The 15,842-nt window shown below is 70.2% G+C and carries 18 protein-coding genes; 11 read left to right on the top strand and 7 right to left on the bottom strand.

From position 1 onward, the window contains the following. Positions 1 to 18 precede the first annotated feature (18 nt). Positions 19 to 894, top strand: coding sequence for a cytochrome c oxidase subunit 3 (locus ACOQFR_RS06470; protein WP_421379839.1), 876 nt, complete (start codon positions 19 to 21; stop codon positions 892 to 894). A gap of 53 nt (positions 895 to 947) precedes the next feature. Here ACOQFR_RS06470 and ACOQFR_RS06465 read toward each other — a convergent pair whose 3' ends face one another. Further along, positions 948 to 1,154 carry a twin transmembrane helix small protein gene (locus ACOQFR_RS06465; protein WP_421379837.1) on the bottom strand — a complete coding sequence of 69 codons (207 nt, stop codon included), beginning with the start codon at positions 1,152 to 1,154 and terminating at the stop codon, positions 948 to 950. A gap of 57 nt (positions 1,155 to 1,211) precedes the next feature. On the opposite strand from ACOQFR_RS06465, the gene ACOQFR_RS06460 reads away from it, so the two are divergent. From ACOQFR_RS06460 to ACOQFR_RS06435, 6 genes are all read left to right on the top strand, one after another. After that, positions 1,212 to 1,922, top strand: a complete 711-nt coding sequence (locus tag ACOQFR_RS06460; protein WP_421379835.1) for an SURF1 family protein — start codon at positions 1,212 to 1,214, stop codon at positions 1,920 to 1,922. Then, complete coding sequence (locus ACOQFR_RS06455; protein WP_421379833.1) at positions 1,919 to 2,470, top strand: hypothetical protein; 552 nt, start codon at positions 1,919 to 1,921, stop codon at positions 2,468 to 2,470. Before ACOQFR_RS06460 ends, ACOQFR_RS06455 begins: the two co-directional genes overlap by 4 nt. A gap of 7 nt (positions 2,471 to 2,477) precedes the next feature. Beyond that, positions 2,478 to 3,641 carry a COX15/CtaA family protein gene (locus tag ACOQFR_RS06450; RefSeq protein ID WP_421379830.1) on the top strand — a complete coding sequence of 388 codons (1,164 nt, stop codon included), beginning with the start codon at positions 2,478 to 2,480 and terminating at the stop codon, positions 3,639 to 3,641. Continuing rightward, complete coding sequence (gene cyoE, locus ACOQFR_RS06445; protein ID WP_421379828.1) at positions 3,638 to 4,594, top strand: heme o synthase; 957 nt, start codon at positions 3,638 to 3,640, stop codon at positions 4,592 to 4,594. The genes ACOQFR_RS06450 and cyoE overlap by 4 nt, the downstream gene beginning before the upstream one ends. An 84-nt stretch (positions 4,595 to 4,678) precedes the next feature. Continuing rightward, positions 4,679 to 5,056, top strand: coding sequence for a BlaI/MecI/CopY family transcriptional regulator (locus ACOQFR_RS06440; protein WP_421379826.1), 378 nt, complete (start codon positions 4,679 to 4,681; stop codon positions 5,054 to 5,056). Continuing rightward, the gene (locus tag ACOQFR_RS06435) at positions 5,046 to 6,767 is read left to right on the top strand and encodes a TonB family protein (RefSeq protein WP_421379824.1); all 1,722 of its coding nucleotides are present in this window, start codon (positions 5,046 to 5,048) and stop codon (positions 6,765 to 6,767) included. Before ACOQFR_RS06440 ends, ACOQFR_RS06435 begins: the two co-directional genes overlap by 11 nt. A 42-nt stretch (positions 6,768 to 6,809) precedes the next feature. Here the strand turns inward: ACOQFR_RS06435 and ACOQFR_RS06430 are convergent, their stop codons facing one another. The 5 genes from ACOQFR_RS06430 to rpsU form a co-directional block, all read right to left on the bottom strand. Next, positions 6,810 to 8,762 carry a prolyl oligopeptidase family serine peptidase gene (locus tag ACOQFR_RS06430; protein WP_421379822.1) on the bottom strand — a complete coding sequence of 651 codons (1,953 nt, stop codon included), beginning with the start codon at positions 8,760 to 8,762 and terminating at the stop codon, positions 6,810 to 6,812. A gap of 136 nt (positions 8,763 to 8,898) precedes the next feature. Then, complete coding sequence (gene dnaG / locus ACOQFR_RS06425) at positions 8,899 to 10,632, bottom strand: DNA primase (RefSeq protein ID WP_421379820.1); 1,734 nt, start codon at positions 10,630 to 10,632, stop codon at positions 8,899 to 8,901. Between the two features lie 2 nt (positions 10,633 to 10,634). Beyond that, positions 10,635 to 11,399, bottom strand: coding sequence for a class I SAM-dependent DNA methyltransferase (locus ACOQFR_RS06420; RefSeq protein WP_421379818.1), 765 nt, complete (start codon positions 11,397 to 11,399; stop codon positions 10,635 to 10,637). A 65-nt stretch (positions 11,400 to 11,464) separates the two neighbouring features. Then, on the bottom strand, positions 11,465 to 11,911 hold the full coding sequence (locus tag ACOQFR_RS06415; RefSeq protein WP_421379816.1) for a GatB/YqeY domain-containing protein: 447 nt from the start codon (positions 11,909 to 11,911) through the stop codon (positions 11,465 to 11,467). Positions 11,912 to 12,057: 146 nt separating this feature from the next. Next, positions 12,058 to 12,273 (bottom strand): 30S ribosomal protein S21, encoded by a 216-nt coding sequence (gene rpsU, locus ACOQFR_RS06410; protein ID WP_002808376.1) that lies wholly within the window; start codon positions 12,271 to 12,273, stop codon positions 12,058 to 12,060. Between the two features lie 137 nt (positions 12,274 to 12,410). On the opposite strand from rpsU, the gene tsaD reads away from it, so the two are divergent. The 4 genes from tsaD to ACOQFR_RS06390 all read left to right on the top strand — a co-directional run bounded on the left by tsaD (position 12,411) and on the right by ACOQFR_RS06390 (position 15,180). Beyond that, positions 12,411 to 13,424, top strand: a complete 1,014-nt coding sequence (gene tsaD, locus ACOQFR_RS06405) for a tRNA (adenosine(37)-N6)-threonylcarbamoyltransferase complex transferase subunit TsaD (RefSeq protein WP_421379813.1) — start codon at positions 12,411 to 12,413, stop codon at positions 13,422 to 13,424. A gap of 12 nt (positions 13,425 to 13,436) precedes the next feature. Beyond that, entirely contained in the window at positions 13,437 to 13,793 is a 357-nt protein-coding gene (gene folB / locus ACOQFR_RS06400) for a dihydroneopterin aldolase (RefSeq protein WP_421379811.1), read from the top strand. Further along, positions 13,790 to 14,281 (top strand): 2-amino-4-hydroxy-6-hydroxymethyldihydropteridine diphosphokinase, encoded by a 492-nt coding sequence (folK, locus tag ACOQFR_RS06395; RefSeq protein WP_421379810.1) that lies wholly within the window; start codon positions 13,790 to 13,792, stop codon positions 14,279 to 14,281. Before folB ends, folK begins: the two co-directional genes overlap by 4 nt. A gap of 65 nt (positions 14,282 to 14,346) precedes the next feature. Further along, a complete protein-coding gene (locus ACOQFR_RS06390) occupies positions 14,347 to 15,180 on the top strand; it encodes a DUF6159 family protein (protein WP_421379808.1) in 834 nt (277 codons plus the stop codon). Between the two features lie 22 nt (positions 15,181 to 15,202). Here the strand turns inward: ACOQFR_RS06390 and ACOQFR_RS06385 are convergent. Continuing rightward, a partial coding sequence (locus ACOQFR_RS06385; protein WP_421379806.1) for a L,D-transpeptidase family protein occupies positions 15,203 to 15,842 on the bottom strand: 640 nt, incomplete at its 5' end.

Here is a 15,842-nt window from a genome sequence, read left to right as displayed (position 1 = left end):
GGAATACCGGGGAACCCCATGGCACAGACCCACGACGATCCGAACGTTTATTACGTCCCGCACCACAGCCCCTGGCCCTTCGTCGGCTCGATCACGCTGTTCACCACCATGGTGGGCGTGTCCAACTGGCTCAACGGCAACGCCTGGGGCCAGCCGGTGTTCTACATCGGCCTGATTGCCACGCTGTCGGTGCTGTTCGGCTGGTTCGGCAACGTCATCTCCGAGTCCCTGGCCGGCAAGTACAACGAGAAGGTCGACACCTCGTTCCGCATGGGCATGATGTGGTTCATCTTCTCGGAAGTGATGTTCTTCGCGGCCTTCTTCGGCGCCCTGTTCTATGCCCGCCAGTTCGCGCTGCCGTGGCTGTCGGGCGAAGGCGACGGCGCGCTGACCAACCAGTACCTGTGGTCCGGCTACAGCGCCGGCTGGCCCACCAACGGCCCGTCCGAGATCGGTGGCAGCTTCCAGACCATCCCCGCCTGGGGCCTGCCGCTGATCAACACCCTGATCCTGCTGGCGTCGGGCGTCACCATCACCATCGCCCACCACGCGCTCAAGGCCGGCCACCGCCGTTCGCTGCTGGTGTGGCTGGGCGCCACCGTGCTGCTGGGTTCGGTCTTCCTGTTCTACCAGGCCGAGGAATACATCCACGCCTACCGCGACCTCAACCTCACGCTGGGTTCGGGCATCTACGGCTCCACCTTCTTCATGCTCACCGGCTTCCACGGCATGCACGTGTTCCTGGGCACGCTGATGCTGGCCATCATCTGGCTGCGCTGCCTGAAGGGGCATTTCAGCAAGGACCACCACTTCGCCTTCGAGGCCGTGGCCTGGTACTGGCACTTCGTGGACGTGGTCTGGCTGGGCCTGTTCCTGTTCGTCTACGTGCTCTGACCCCCGGCACGTGAGTCTCGGAAGGGCCGGCCTCGCGCCGGCCCTTCGTTTTCTCAGCCGCCGATGCCGTGCGGCTTGATCACGCCGGTGAAGATGCCGGCGATCACCAGCAGGATCAGGGCCACCGACAGGCCGATGCGCCAGCTCAGCGATTTCACCGTGCGGTCGGTCTTGCCCTTGTCCACCATCATGTAATACAGGCCGGCGCCCAGGTTCCACAGGATCAGGATCAGGAAAGCGATGATGAGCAGCTTCTGCACGGCGTCGGCCTGGCGTGATGGGGTGTCCCCATTATCCGCCTGTCGGAGGCCCGCGACATGAAGCGCCGCATCGTGCTCACCGTGCTTGCACTGTGCCTGGCGATCGGGTTTTCGCTGCTGGGCCGCTGGCAACTGGGCCGCGAGCAGCAGAAACGCGACCAGCTGGCCGAGGCGGCGGCCGCGCTGTCGGCGCCGCCGGTGGCGCTGTCGCAGGCCATCGCGCGCGGCCAGGGCAGGGCAGGCGGCATCGACCGGGTGCAGGCCAGCGGCCGTTTCCTGCCGTCTCCGCGCCTGTTGCTGGACAACCAGCGCCGCGGTGATCGCGTCGGCGTGCGCCTGTACTGCGTGTTCGCGTCCGAAGCGGGCGAGAGCCTGCTGGCCGACCTGGGCTGGCTGCCGCTGCCGGGCGATCGCGTATTGCCGGCGGCGCCATGCCCCTCCGGCCTGCAGTCGGTGTCGGGATTGCTGGTGCCGCCGCCTGCAGTGGGCCTGCGCCTGGGCCCGGCCCAGGTGGCGCAGGACGACGGCGAACGCTGGCTGGCCACGCGGGTCGAGCCGGTCGAACTGGCGACGGCCTGGCAGCGTCCGCTGGCCGGGCGCGTGCTGCGCCTGGATCCCGCGCTGCCGATCGGCCACGAACGCGACCTGGAACTGCTGTCGAACACCCTGCCGCCGGAAAAACACCGCGGCTACGCCATCCAGTGGTTCGGGCTCGCCCTCGCCACCCTCGTCATCACCCTTGTGCTCAACTTGCGCCGACGCCCATGACCGCTCCCAATCCCAACCGTTCCCGCCTGGTGCTGCTGCTGGTCGCCGTGATGTTCCTCGGCAGTTTCGGCGTCGCCGCCGCCCTGTTCTTCGGGGGCTGGAAGCCCAGCCATACCCGCAACATCGGCGAAATGCTCAGCCCCTACCCGGAGCTGCGCGCGCTGCCCCTGGTCCGCGCCGACGGCCAGCCCTGGACCTGGCAGCCCGCCTCGCGCCACTGGCACATCGTGGTGGCGCCGCCCGCGGACTGCGGCAAGCCCTGCGCCGAACTGCTCGAATCGCTGCAGCGCGTCTGGGTGTCCGAAGGCCGCCACGCCGACAAGCTCAAGGTGCTGTGGTTTGGTGAGCTGCCGTCCGGCGCCACGTCCTTCAGTGGCCTGGTGCCGATGCAGCCCAGCGAGGCGCTGCAGGCCAGACTTCCCGACCAGGCCCGGCCCGACGCGCTGCCGGTCTACCTGGCCGACGCCAATGGTTACCTCGTCCTGCGCTACCCGCCCGGCTTCAATCCTTCCGGACTGCGCAAGGACCTGGGACGTGTGTTGAAGTAGGACGCCCATGAACATCGCCCCTGCCAGTCCCCATCGCCACTTCCACCGCCTCGCCTGGGCCGCCGTGCTGCTGGCCCTGGCCGTCATCGTGTTCGGCGGCTTCGTGCGCCTGTCCAACGCCGGCCTGAGCTGCCCGGACTGGCCCACCTGCTACGGCAAGGCCGCCTGGCCGACCCAGGACCACGAAATCGCCGCGGCCAATGCCTCGTTCGAGCGCGAGGTGGAAGTCAGCAAGGCCTGGCGCGAACAGTTCCATCGCCACATCGCCGCCCTGCTTGGCCTGCTGGTGCTGTCGCTGGCCCTGCTGGCCGCGCGCCGCCGCGCCTTCGGCCCCGGCAGCGTGCTGCTGGCTTCGGGCCTGGTGGCGCTTTCCATTCCGCTCTACACCGGGGTGCAGGGTGTGCTGGCGTCCAACCACCAGGCGTCCATCGCCCTGGTGCTGCTGGGCGAACTGATCCTGCTGGTGCAGGCCCTGCGCTGGTCCAATGCCGACTCGGCGCGGCTGAGCGCAATCGTGCTGATGGTGATCGTGTTCCAGGCCGTGCTGGGCATGTGGACCGTGATCTGGCTGGTCAAGCCGGTGATCGTGATGGCGCACCTGCTCGGCGGCCTGCTGACGCTGTCGCTGCTGACCTGGCTGGCTTGGCGCACCACGCCCGGCCACGCCCTGGTGCAGGCCGAGGCGCCGCGCCTGCGCCGCCTGCTGTGGATCGGCCTGGGCCTGCTGGTGGTGCAGATCGCGCTGGGCGGCTGGACCAGCGCCAACTACGCGGCCCTGGCCTGCGGCACCGATTTCCCCAAGTGCCTGGGCCAGTGGTGGCCGGCGCATGATTTCCGCGAAGGCTTCGTGCTCTGGCGCGGCATCGGCGTGGACTACGAGGGCGGCGTGCTCGATGGTCCGGCGCGCGTGGCCATCCAGCTCAGCCATCGCCTGATGGCGGTGCTGGTCACCGGCCACCTGCTGGTGGTGGGCATCCGCATGCTGCGCACGCCGGGCCTGGTGTTCTGGGCCTGCGTGCTGCTGGCGCTGCTGGCCACGCAGGTGGCGCTGGGCATCAGCAACGTGGTGCTGGGCCTGCCGCTGTGGGTGGCGGTGGCGCACAACGCCGGCGCGGCGCTGCTGCTGTTCACCCTGGTGGGCCTGCTGGCGCGGCTGCGGGCGCCGGAATGAGCGTTCCGTTCGCGGCCTACTGGGAGCTGACCAAGCCGCGCGTGGTGGCGCTGATCGTGTTCACCGCGGTGATCGGCATGTTCCTGGCGATCGAGCCCGGGCAGGCCTGGCCGTGGGAGCGCATCGTGCTCGGCGCGCTCGGCATCTGGCTGGCGGCCGCGTCGGCCGCGGCCATCAACCACCTGCTCGACCAGCGCATCGACGTGCTGATGGCGCGCACCCAGCACCGGCCGCTGGCCACGGGCTCGCTGCGGCCCGGGCAGGTGCTCGCGTTTGCCGTGGTGCTGGGCGCGGTCTCCATGGTGCTGCTGGCCTGGCGCGTGAATGCGTTCACCGCCGCACTCACCTTCGCCTCGCTGATCGGCTACGCCATCATCTACACCGGGTATCTCAAGCGCGCCACGCCGCAGAACATCGTCATCGGCGGCCTGGCCGGCGCCGCGCCGCCGGGCCTGGGCTGGGCGGCGATCAAGGGCTGGCCCGCCGGCACCGCCGCGATGGACCTGGCCGGTGAGCCGCTCAACTACGGCTATGCGCTGCTGCTGGTGCTGATCATCTTCGTGTGGACGCCGCCGCATTTCTGGGCGCTGGCGATCTTCCGCCGCGACGACTATGCCAAGGCCATGATCCCGATGCTGCCGGTGGTCTACGGCGTCACCTATACCCGCTGGCAGATCCTGTTCTACACCGTGCTGCTGCTGCTGGTCTCGGTGCTGCCCTATGCCACCCACATGAGCGGCCCCTTCTACCTGGGCGGCGCGCTGGTGCTGGGCGGGGTGTTCCTCTACCACGCGGTGCGCCTGCTGGATCCGCCCAACGAGCTGTACGCGATGAAGGTCTTCAACTATTCCATCGTGTACCTGATGGCGCTGTTCGCCTTCCTGCTGGCCGACCACTGGCTGCTGCCCCCGCCGGTGCAGGCCGCAGGCATGCTCGAGTTCATCCCTGGCTGAACGGCGTCCCCGCGCCCGGCTTGACAGAAACAATTACGGGCGTAAAAGTAGCGGGCATCACGGCCTGAGCCCTGGAGCCCCCGCATGGCACGCCTCACCATCAGCGACGCGGAAAGCGTGGTCATGCAGGCCCTGTGGGCGGCCGGCGAGGCCACCGCCGAAGACCTCATCGCCGCCGTCGCCGCGCCCAATGCCTGGGCCGAAGCCACGGTGCGCACGCTGATCAACCGCCTGCTCACCAAAGGCGCCATCGAGGCCGAGCGCGAAGGCCGCCGCTACCGTTACCGCCCGCTGCTGGCCCGCAACGACTGGGTGGCCGAAGAAAGCGTGGGCATGGTCGACCGCGTGTTCGGTGGCCGGGTGGCGCCGCTGGTGGCGCACTTCAGCGAGCAGGGCCGCCTGAGCCAGGCCGACGTGGACGAACTGCGCAAGCTGATCGAGGACTTCGACCATGGCCGCTGAGCTGTTCGACTGGCTGCTGCGCTCCACTCTCGCGCTCAGCGTCGCCATTGCCCTGGTCATGGCCCTGCGTCCGCTGTGGCGTCGCTGGCTGGGCGCCGGCGGTGTGCTCTGGCTGTGGCTGCTGCTGCCGGCGGCGCTGCTGGCGACCAGCCTGCCGCGCCCGGTGCAGGTGGTCGAACAAGACATGCGCGGCGGCGTTGCCGCGAACGTGGCGGGTGATGCCGTGGCCTTCGCGGACCGCGCGGGGGTGAGCGAACGCGACATCTCCCAACGCCCGATCGCCGCGCCATCGATGGCGTCCGCATCGCTTGCCTCGCCGGTGGCGTCGTCTTCGTCGGGCCCTTGGCCCGGCTGGACCAGGGTGCTGGTCGGGCTGTGGTTCATTGGCGCGCTGGCCCTGCTCGAGCGCCTCGTGCACCAGCAGCGGCAGTTCCGCCAGCGCCTGGGGCGGCTGAGCCCGCGCGCCGACGGCAGCTGGCTGGCCAGCAGCGGCCGCATCGGCCCGGCCGTGGTGGGCGTGCTGCGCCCGCGCATCGTGCTGCCCGCCGATTTCGAACAGCGCTATGACGAGCAGCAGCGCCATCTGGTGCTGGCGCACGAGCGCGTGCACCTGCGCCGCGGCGACCTGCAGGTGAACCTGATGCTGTGCGCGCTGCGCTGCGTGTTCTGGTTCAACCCGCTGGTGCACGTGGCGGTGAACCGCCTGCGCGTGGACCAGGAGCTGGCCTGCGACGCCGAAGTGCTGCGCCACCATCCCAGGGCCGGCCGTGCCTACGCCACTGCCCTGCTCAACACCCAGCTGGCCGAACTGGGCCTGCCGGTGGGCTGCTACTGGCAGTCGGCGCATCCGCTGAAGTGGCGCATCGCGATGCTGCAGCGGCCGCGTCCGGCGGGTACGGTGCTGATGGCCGGGGCGGGCGTGGCCCTGCTGGCCAGCGTCGCCGCGGCGGCCGCCATGTGGCAGGTGCAGCCGGTGCAGACGCTGGTGTTGCCGGCGGCGCTGGCGCCCGCCCGCGCCGTGGTGCCGTCGCACTCGCTGCATGCTCCCGACGGCGTCACCGTGCAGGTGGTGTCCGATGTCTCGCTGGGGGAATTGAGCTTCGACGTGCCGCTGCGCGCGATGCCCGACCAGGCGGCCCCGCTGGCGTCCAGCGAGCCTGCGGCCGGGGCCTCGTCGGCGGCCACCGCGCCTGCCGCGATGACCGCGGGGGTAGGCACTTCGCCGTCTTCGGTCGTGACCGCGCCGGCCGCGCTGCCGTCTGCCCAGGTCTCGTCGGTCGCGGCCACGGACACGGCCGCAACCGCAACCGCAACCGCCGTCGAGCCATCCCGCTTCGAGCCGCCCCGTGTGACCCGGATGCACCTGGCCAATCCGCCGATGCGCGCCAAGGACCGCTTCTACGAGCGCGAGCAGGCGGGCAGGGTGGTGGTCGAAGTCCAGGTGGATGCCGAGGGTCGCCCCGGTCCCGCCGAAGTGGTGCACAACGACATCGGCGAGCGCTACGCCGTCAACGCGCTGCGCGCCGTGAAGCGCTGGAAGTTCGAACCGGCCCGCCGCGATGGCGTGGCCGTGGTCAGCACGGTGCAGGTGCCGGTGCTGTTCGACCTGCGCAAGCAGACCGTCGAGCAGTTCTGGATCGACGCGGTGGGCCCCCGGAACACGATGCCGGGGCCGTCGGTCAGCGCCTTGATGGCCGCCAACCGGCGCTGATGGGGCGGCGCCGGGCCGCCCGGGCCCGGCGCCGCGCCGGCCTCAGGGCCGGCCGTCCAGCAGGTGCTGCTGCCAGAACAGCATGCTGGCCGCACCGAAATAATCGGTGTTGGTCTTCTTGCGGAAGCCGTGGCCTTCGTCCTTGAACAGCAGGTACCAGACGTCGCCCTGGTTGGCGCGCACCGCCTTCACGATCTGCTCCGCCTCGGTCCAGGGCACGCGCGGATCGTTCAGGCCCTGGGCCACGAACAGCGGCTTGGTGATGCGGCCGGCGTTGTTGAGCGGCGCGATGCGGGCATGGAAGGCGGCCATTTCGGGCACGCGCTCGTCGCCGTATTCGGCCCGGCGCAGGTCGCGGCGGTAGCTCTCGGTGTTCTTCAGGAAGGTGCCGAAGTCGGAGATGCCCACCACGTCGATGCCGGCGCGGATGCGGTCGTTGTAGTGCACCATGCTGGCCAGCACCATGTAGCCGCCGTAGCTGCCGCCCATCACGCCCACGCGGTCCTTGTCGAGCTCGGGCTGCTTCGCGATCCAGTCCAGCAGTGCGCCGATGTCGCGCACCGAATCCTCGCGCAGCATGCCGTTGTCCAGCTGCAGGTAGTCCTTGCCGTAGCCCGACGAACCGCGCACGTTCGGCACCAGCACCGCCACCTTCAGCTCGTCGAGCATGAACTGCACGCTGGGATTGAAGGTCGGGAAGGACTGCGACTCCGGGCCGCCGTGGATGTTGATCACCACCGGGAACGGGCCCGCGCCCTCGGGCTTGTAGTAGAAGGCCGGGATGGTGCGCGGCTTTCCGTCCACCTGGTCGAAGGTTTCATAGCGCACCAGGGTGGGCGCGCGGAAACGGCTGGCGTCCAGGCCGCCCACTTCGCTGGCGGTCCAGCGGGTCAGCGTGGCCTTGGCCAGGTCCACCACGTACACGTCGCTGGGCGAGGTGGCGCCGTTGAGCGTGAGCGCCAGCTGGTTGCCGCCCGGCGAGAAGCCCAGGTTGCCGATCACGCCGATCGGCAGCGCCGGCAGCGGCACTTCGCGGTGGCCGTCCACGGTCACAACGCGCAGCTTGCTGATGCCGTCCTCGTTGCTGACGTAGGCCAGGTGCTTGCCGTCGGGCGAGAACTCCAGCGCATCCACGTCCCAGGGCACGTCCTTGCTGACCACCTGCGGCGCGCCGGCCGCAGGGTCGTGGCGACGCAGCATGCGGAACTGGCTCTGCTCGTCGGACACGTAGTACACGGACTTGCCGTCGGGCGCGTACTTGAAGGCCGAGAACGCCGCCTTGCCGCCATCCACCGGGAACATGCGCAGCTTGCCGGTCGCCAGGTCCACTTCGCCCGGATAGGCCTCGTTGATCGAGGCCACCTTCATCACCAGCAGGCGGCTGGCATCGGGCGAGAAGTCCATCGGCACCCACTGGCCGCCCTCGGTGACCACGGCGCGCGACTTGCCGTCGGGCGTGCGCACCCAGATGTCGTAGTCGGTGCCGTTGCGGGCGGTGCTGTTCCAGGCCAGCTGGCCGCCATCGCGCGACCACAGCGCGCGGCTGTTCTGGCTGCGCTTGCCGTCGGTGAGCAGGGTGGACGCGCGCGTCTCGAGGTCGAACCAGTAAAGCTGCCAGAACTCGTTGCCGCCCACGTCGCGGCCATAGACGAAGCCCGGCGCCGGCGCTTCCGGCGGCGCCACCACGGCGCCGGCCACCGGCTCGCGCTGGAAGGTCAGCTGCTCGCGCATGCCCATCGGCGCCATCACGCGGTGGATCTGGTTGGTCTCGCCAAAGCGCGTGCCGACCAGCAGGCCGCCCTCGGGCAGCCAGCCCACGAACGAGGCGCCGCGCGTGTTCTGGTAGCGTTCCAGGCGCTCCAGCAGTTCGGCCGGCACCGCCGGCACGTTCTCGCTGACACGGTTGCCGACTTCCTCGCGCACCACCGCGCCAGGCTCGGCCGCAAAAGCCGGCGCACACAGCGCCAGCGACAAGACCCACGAAACCCTGAGCATCATCCACCCCTCCCGGAAATCCGGGGTCAGAGTACCTTCAGGTATCGGCCCCCTGCCACTGCCGGCCGGAACGGGGCCCGCAGGCCGGCGAACCCTGGGCCTTCACACGCATCGGGTCGCCCGGCGCGAGGGTCCCTCAGCGCGGCGCCGCGTGCAGCTCGCGCAGCTCCAGCTTCTCGGCGTCGCTCAGGCCGGACATGCCGACTTCGTTGATGCGGGCCTGCAGCTCCTCGATACGCTGCTGGCGCGTCTGCCGGTCCAGCTGGGCCAGCGCATCCAGGAACTCGGCGCGCCAGGCCGCGGGCTCGCCGGGGAAGACCTGCGTGGCCAGCTTCTGCAGCGCCGCGCCTTCCTCGCGTTCCGCGAAGTGCTCCAGGATCGCACCGGTGCCGATGCCCGGCCGCTCGCGCGAGAGTTCGATCAGCTCCATCAGCAGCGGAATGCCGGGCTGGCGCAGGATGCCGAACAGATACGGCGGCTCGATCGCATGCGCCAGCTCGGGCTGCTGCAGCAGCAGCGAGATCGCCGCACGCACCAGGCTGATCTTGGGCGCGGGCGCACCGCCGCGCGCGCGCATCGACGGATTGGGCGCGGCCACCGGCGCCGCGGCCGCACGCTGGCCCACGCCGGTCAGCTCGGTCAGCCGCTGCTGCATCAGGTCGCGGAAGGCGCCGTCGGGGATGCCGCCCAGCAGCGGCTTGGCGCGTTCGGCCAGCCGCGCCTTGCCTTCCATGCCGGCCAGGTTCACGTCCTTGGACAGCTCGTTGTAGAAGAACTCCGACAGCGGCGTGGCCTGCGCCAGGCGTGCGTCGAAACCGCCCGAGCCTTCCTTGCGCACGATCGAATCCGGATCCTCGCCCTCGGGCAGGAACAGGAAAAACGCCTGGCGCCCGTCGCGCATGCGCGGCAGCACCGATTCCAGCGCCTTCCACGCCGCGCCGCGGCCGGCGCGGTCGCCATCGAAGCAGAAGTACACGTCGGCCGCATTGCGGAACAGCAGCTCGGCGTGGTCGGGCGTGGTCGCGGTGCCCAGCGTGGCCACTGCGGTGTTCACGCCGTACTGGAACAGCGCCACCACGTCCATGTACCCCTCGACCACGATCAGCCGCGGGATCTTCGAGTGCGCCTGCCGCACCTGCCACAGGCCGTAGAGTTCGCGGCCCTTGTGGAACAGGGCGGTCTCGGGCGAGTTGAGGTACTTGGGCCCGTCGTCCTTGTCCAGCACGCGGCCGCCGAAGGCGATCACGCGCCCGCGCCGGTCGTGGATGGGGAACATCACCCGGTCGCGGAACTTGTCGTACACGCGGCCGGCGTCGTTCTTCGACAGCATGCCGGTCTTGTCCAGCAGCGACAGCCGGCGCTCGTCGGTGCCCAGCGCATCCTTGAGCGCGTTGAAGCCGTCGGGCGCGTAGCCGATGCCGAACCGCGCGCGGTTTTCGGCGTCCACGCCGCGGCGGTCCAGGTACTCGCGCGCCTTGGCGCTGCCCTGAAGCTGCTGCTCGAAGAACTTCGACGCGGCCTCAAGCGCCAGGTACAGGTCGCGCGACTCGCCGCTCTGTTCGCGCTGGCGGGTGTCGCGCGGCACTTCCACGCCGCAGCGCTTGGCCAGCTCCTCGACCGCATCGAGGAATTCGAGCCGGTCGTAATTCATCAGGAAGCTGATGGCGGTGCCGTGCGCGCCGCAGCCGAAGCAGTGGTAGAACTGCTTGGTCGGCGACACCGTGAACGAAGGCGAGCGCTCGTCGTGGAAGGGACAGCGCGCCGAATACTCGCGGCCCTGGCGCTTGAGCGGCACCCGCGAGCCGACGATCTCGACGATGTCGGTGCGCGCCAGCAGGTCGTCGATGAAGGCGTCGGGCAGGCGCGCCATGCTCAGCCTTCCGCCGGCTTGCGGGCCAGGCAGGCCTGGATGAAGCCGCTGTCGCCGAAGCGGCGCTGCAGCCAGCCGATGCGCAGGCGTTCGATCAGGCCGGGCTCGGCGCTGTGGTTGTAGATTTCCCAGCCGCGGCGCTGGTCAACGATCTGCAGGCCGGCGCCCAGTATCGCCTCGCGCAGCAGGGCGGGCGGCAGCGGGGCTTCGTCCGGATCGGGCGCAGGCGCGCTGTAGTCGCGGCCGACGGCCAGCGAGCGGCGGTTCCAGGCGCGGATCGGATCGGGTTCGTGGATGTCGCCGTCGGCGACGGGTTCGGCCAGCAGCAGCCAGCCGCCGGGGCGCAGCGCATCACGAATCGCGGCGAGCGTGGCCGGAAGCCTGGCTTCGCCAAGATGGTGCAGCACGCCGACCGCGGTGATCAGGTCGGCCTGGCGCGGATGCGCCTGCAGGAAGGCGGGAATGTCCTGCTGCACGAACTCCGACTGCGCCAGTCCGGCGGCCGCGGCCTTCTCGCGCGCTATCGCCAGCATGCCCGCACTGTGGTCCACGCCGACCACGCGCTTCGCCAGCGCACCGGCGCGCAGCACCATGTGCCCGGTGCCGCAGCCCAGGTCGAACATCACGGGGAAAGGCGCGTGTGCGCCCAGCCTGCGCAGCGCCGGCGCGAACAGCCGATGCAGCGCGGCCTGGCGCGGCTCCACCACGACCCGGTCGTACTCGGGTGCGATGGAGTCGTGGTACTTGGCGTCCTTGTGGCTGTCCATGACGCGCATCAGGGGGCGGGCCGGGCCAGCATACCCGCAAGCGCGGGCGGGGCCGGCCGCGGGACTCAGCCGGCCAGCGCCTTCTTCACCAGCTGCGACACCAGGCCCATGTCGGCCTGGCCCGCCAGCTTGGGCTTGAGCACGGCCATCAGCTTGCCCATGTCGGCCGGACCGGCGGCGCCGGTTTCGGCGACCGCGGCATTGATCGCCGCCTGCACCGCGGCCTCGTCCATCTTCGCCGGCAGGTAGGTTTCCAGGATGCCCAGCTCGTAGCGCTCGATGGACGCGAGGTCGTCGCGGCCGGCGGCGTCGTACTGGCTGATCGAATCCTTGCGCTGCTTGACCATCTTCTCGATCACGGCCAGCACCAGCGGGTCGGTCATCTCGACGCGCTCGTCCACTTCCTTCTGCTTGATGCCGGCATTGATCAGCCGGATGACGCCCAGGCGATCCTTCTCGCCGGCCTTCATCGCGCTCTTCATGTCTTCGGTCAGCTTGGCTTTCAGGCTCATGGGGATCTCCGGGAGTGGGAACATCGGGTCAGGTCAGGTCAGGCCGGGCCGGGCCGGGCGCGCGGGCCGCAGTAAAACGCGGGAGCCCAGAAACACGAAAAGCCGGCTACGCGCGAGCGTGCCGGCTTTCCGGGAAACGCGGCGACTCAGTACAGGCGCTGGCGCTTGGTGACGTCGCGCGAGCTGCGGCGCAGCTGGCGCTTCACCGCGGCGGCGGCCTTGCGCTTGCGCTCCTGGGTCGGCTTCTCGTAGAACTCGCGCTTGCGGGTCTCGGCGAGGACGCCGGCCTTCTCGCAGGTGCGCTTGAAGCGACGCAGCGCAAACTCAAACGGCTCGTTTTCGCGGACTTTGACAGACGGCATGTGTAATTCCTGGATTACGTGGATTTCGCCCGGCACGGCCGGCGAGCCGCGTATGATACGCGGGGCCCGGGGGCGCAGGCAAGCCTGACCCCGGATTTTCCCTTGAATCCGGCCCGGCGGCCCATAAAAACAAGCACATGCGCGTCCTGGGCATCGAAACCAGCTGCGATGAGACCGGCGTGGCGGTGTACGACACCGACCGCGGCCTGCTGGCGCACGCCCTGTACACCCAGATCGCCCTGCACGCCGAATACGGCGGCGTGGTGCCCGAACTGGCCAGCCGCGACCACGTCCGCAAGCTGCTGCCCCTGGTGCGCCAGGTGCTGGCCGAGGCCGGCCTGCGCCAGGACCAGCTGGACGGCGTGGCCTACACCGCCGGCCCCGGCCTGGTCGGGGCCCTGATGGTCGGCGCCGCGGCCGGCCGGGCCCTGGCCTGGGCCCTGGACCTGCCGGCCATCGGCGTGCACCACATGGAAGGCCACCTGCTGGCGCCCCTGCTCGAGGACCCGGGCCTGGCGCCGCCCTTCGTGGCCCTGCTGGTCTCGGGTGGGCACACCCAGCTGGTGGAAGTGGCCGCGATCGGCGACTACCGCCTGCTGGGCGAAACCCTGGACGACGCCGCCGGCGAAGCCTTCGACAAGACCGCGAAGATGATGGGCCTGGCCTATCCGGGCGGCCCCGAGCTGGCACGCCTGGCCGAGGCCGGCCAGCCCGGCCGCTACACCTTCTCCCGGCCGATGACCGACCGTCCGGGCCTGGACTTCAGCTTCTCCGGGCTCAAGACCCAGGTGCTGCTGGCCTGGCAGGCGTCGGACCGGACGCCGGAAACCCGCGCCGACATCGCCCGCGGCTTCGAGGACGCGGTGGTCGAGACCCTGGCCATCAAATGCGGCCGCGCCCTGGACCAGACCGGTGCCCGCACCCTGGTGGTGGCCGGCGGCGTCGGCGCCAACGTGCGCCTGCGCGCGCGCCTGCAGGCGCTGGCGGCGAAGCGCGGCGGCCGCGCCTGTTTCCCGCGACCCGAGTTCTGCACCGACAACGGCGCCATGATCGCCTTCGCCGGCGCGCTGCGCCTGCAGGCCGGCCAGCAGGCCGACGCCGCCGTCACCGTGGCGCCACGCTGGGACATGGCAACATTGCCGGCGGTATGACACGGAGTTCGCATGGACAGGGTTTTCATCGAAGCGCTCGAGATCGAGTGCGTGATCGGCATCTACGACTGGGAGCGCAAGATCCGCCAGCCCGTGGTGCTCGACATCGAGATGGCGTTCGACAACACGGTGCCCGCCGCCACCGACGACATCCAGCACACGCTGGACTACAAGGCGGTCAGCAAGCGCCTGATCCAGTACGTGTCCGAGTCCGAGTTCGGCCTGGTCGAAACCCTGGCCGAGCGCTGCGCCGGCATCATCACCGGCGAGTTCGGCGTGCAGCACGTGCGCCTTAAGCTGAGCAAGCCCGGTGCGGTGCGTGGCTCGAAGGCCGTGGGCGTGATCATCGAGCGCACGCGCCCGGCATGAGCACCGCCTGGCTCAGCCTGGGCAGCAACCTGGATCCCGAGCGGCACCTGGCCGAAGCGGCCGTCGCCCTGCGCGCGCGCTTCGGCGAGGTGGTTTTCTCGCCGGTGTACCGCACGCCGGCCGTGGGCTTCGAAGGCCCGGACTTCCTCAACGCCGCCGCCCGCATCGACTGCGACCTGGACGTGCACGCGCTCGACGCCTGGCTGCACGCGCTCGAGGACCTGCACGGCCGCCAGCGCGGCGGGGCGCGCTATTCCAGCCGCACGCTGGACATCGACATCGTGCTGTTCGACGACCTGGTGCTGCAGGGGCCGGGCCACCTGCAGCTGCCGCGCCCGGAACTCGACCAGGCCTTCGTGCTCAAGCCGCTGGCCGACATCGCCCCCGACTTGCGCCTGCCCGGCGGCGGCGACACCCTGGCCCAGCGCTGGGCCCGCCATCGGGACGCCTCGTCGCCACCGGCTGTCGACAAGCTTCGCCTGGGGTGACTTCCGGCCTTGCGCGCCGGGGGCCTTGACCCATAATCGCGGCCATCTACACGGAGGGCACGACCATGTTCGACAGGATTTCGCGCAGCTGGACCCTGGTGAAAGCCAGCGCCGCGGTGCTTCGTTCGGACAAGGAGCTGCTGCTGCTGCCGATCATCTCCGCCTTCGCCACCCTGGTGGTGGGCGCCACCTTCCTGCTGCCGGTGCTGGGGCTGCGCCTGTTCGAGGGCGGCCAGATCGGCGTGGTCGGCGCGGTGGTGGGCTTCCTGTTCTACCTGTGCCAGTACTTCGTCATCTTCTTCTTCAATACCGCCCTGGTGGGCGCGGCGATGATCCGGCTCGACGGCGGCGACCCCACGGTGTCCGACGGCCTGCGCATCGCGCGCAGCAAGGCCGGCGCCATCCTGGGCTACGCCGCCATCGCCGCCACCGTAGGCTTGGTGCTGCAGATGATCAGCGAGCGCTCGGCGATGCTGGGCAAGATCGTCGCCAGCGTGGTCGGCATGGCCTGGACCCTGGCCAGCTTCCTGGTGGTGCCGATCCTGGTCTCGCGCGACATCGGGCCGGTGGATGCGGTGAAGGAAAGCATCGTGTTGCTCAAGCGCACCTGGGGCGAAAACGTGGCCGGCAACGTCGGCATCGGCCTGGTGTTCGGCTTGCTCACCACCCTGGTGGTGCTGGTGTCGGTGGGCCTGGTGGTGGCCGCGGCCCTCACCGGTGGCGCCACGCTGGCGATCATCGTCGCGGTGGTGGCCGCGATGGCCATTGCGCTGATGGCGGTGGTGCAGGCCGCGCTGACCGGCATCTACTCGGCGGCGGTCTATCGCTACGCGGTGGACGGCATCGCGCCGGGCGGCTTCGAGGCCGGTGCGCTGCAGACGGCTTTCCGCCCGAAGTGATCCTGGCCGCGCCGGTGCCGCTTCAGCGGGCCGGCGCGGGCATCTCGGCCACGGTGTAGCGGCGCTGGGCCACGCCGATGCGCGGCGGCCGGCCGCTGCGCTGGAACGCATCATGGCCTTCGCGCAGGTTGCGCCAGAAGTCCGCCCACGGCGTCGCATCCCAGGTGCTTTCGGCGCGCTGGTCGAAGCGGAACGGAAACGCATGCACTTCGGCCTGCGCCTGGCCGCCGGCCAGCGCCGCCGCCAGCAGCGTGTAGATCTCCTCGATGCCGGCATCGCCCATCGCATAACAGCCGATGGACACGCAGCTGCCGTGCACCATCAGGAAGTCGCCGGTGCGCCGGTGTGCGCGGTCGTAGGCATTGGGATAGCCCAGGTTGAAGGACAGGTGGTACTGGCTGCGCGGATTGAGCTGGCCGCGGCCGACGCGGTAGAAACCTTCCGGCGACTGGCCGTCACCCTGGCGCAGCTTCGGCCCCAGCGTGCCCGACCAGGTGCAGATCGGATACGTGCGGAACAGGCGGAAGCGGCGGCCGTCGTCCACCCAGACCTCCAGCTCCTTCTCTGCCTTGAAGATGCGCAGGAACACCGGCGCGCCGAAGCGCAGCGAGGCCGCCGCCAGGTCGCGCTCCAGCGCGGGCCGCACGCGCGCCGCGGCGGCC

Origin of the sequence: Arenimonas sp. MALMAid1274, from assembly GCF_049195245.1 — a bacterium.
Classification (GTDB): domain Bacteria; phylum Pseudomonadota; class Gammaproteobacteria; order Xanthomonadales; family Xanthomonadaceae; genus Arenimonas.
Note: the sequence above shows the minus strand (reverse complement) of the source record. Positions and strands in the feature narration are given on the sequence as shown.

Bases quoted from the DNA above. Each gene is read 5' to 3' on its own strand.
- ACOQFR_RS06470 (WP_421379839.1), top strand. From the start codon at position 19: ATGGCACAGACCCACGACGATCCGAACGTTTATTACGTCCCGCACCAC.
- ACOQFR_RS06460 (WP_421379835.1), top strand. From the start codon at position 1,212: ATGAAGCGCCGCATCGTGCTCACCGTGCTTGCACTGTGCCTGGCGATC.
- ACOQFR_RS06455 (WP_421379833.1), top strand. From the start codon at position 1,919: ATGACCGCTCCCAATCCCAACCGTTCCCGCCTGGTGCTGCTGCTGGTC.
- ACOQFR_RS06450 (WP_421379830.1), top strand. From the start codon at position 2,478: ATGAACATCGCCCCTGCCAGTCCCCATCGCCACTTCCACCGCCTCGCC.
- cyoE (WP_421379828.1), top strand. From the start codon at position 3,638: ATGAGCGTTCCGTTCGCGGCCTACTGGGAGCTGACCAAGCCGCGCGTG.
- ACOQFR_RS06440 (WP_421379826.1), top strand. From the start codon at position 4,679: ATGGCACGCCTCACCATCAGCGACGCGGAAAGCGTGGTCATGCAGGCC.
- ACOQFR_RS06435 (WP_421379824.1), top strand. From the start codon at position 5,046: ATGGCCGCTGAGCTGTTCGACTGGCTGCTGCGCTCCACTCTCGCGCTC.
- ACOQFR_RS06430 (WP_421379822.1), bottom strand. From the start codon at position 8,762: ATGCTCAGGGTTTCGTGGGTCTTGTCGCTGGCGCTGTGTGCGCCGGCT.
- dnaG (WP_421379820.1), bottom strand. From the start codon at position 10,632: ATGGCGCGCCTGCCCGACGCCTTCATCGACGACCTGCTGGCGCGCACC.
- ACOQFR_RS06420 (WP_421379818.1), bottom strand. From the start codon at position 11,399: ATGGACAGCCACAAGGACGCCAAGTACCACGACTCCATCGCACCCGAG.
- ACOQFR_RS06415 (WP_421379816.1), bottom strand. From the start codon at position 11,911: ATGAGCCTGAAAGCCAAGCTGACCGAAGACATGAAGAGCGCGATGAAG.
- rpsU (WP_002808376.1), bottom strand. From the start codon at position 12,273: ATGCCGTCTGTCAAAGTCCGCGAAAACGAGCCGTTTGAGTTTGCGCTG.
- tsaD (WP_421379813.1), top strand. From the start codon at position 12,411: ATGCGCGTCCTGGGCATCGAAACCAGCTGCGATGAGACCGGCGTGGCG.
- folB (WP_421379811.1), top strand. From the start codon at position 13,437: ATGGACAGGGTTTTCATCGAAGCGCTCGAGATCGAGTGCGTGATCGGC.
- folK (WP_421379810.1), top strand. From the start codon at position 13,790: ATGAGCACCGCCTGGCTCAGCCTGGGCAGCAACCTGGATCCCGAGCGG.
- ACOQFR_RS06390 (WP_421379808.1), top strand. From the start codon at position 14,347: ATGTTCGACAGGATTTCGCGCAGCTGGACCCTGGTGAAAGCCAGCGCC.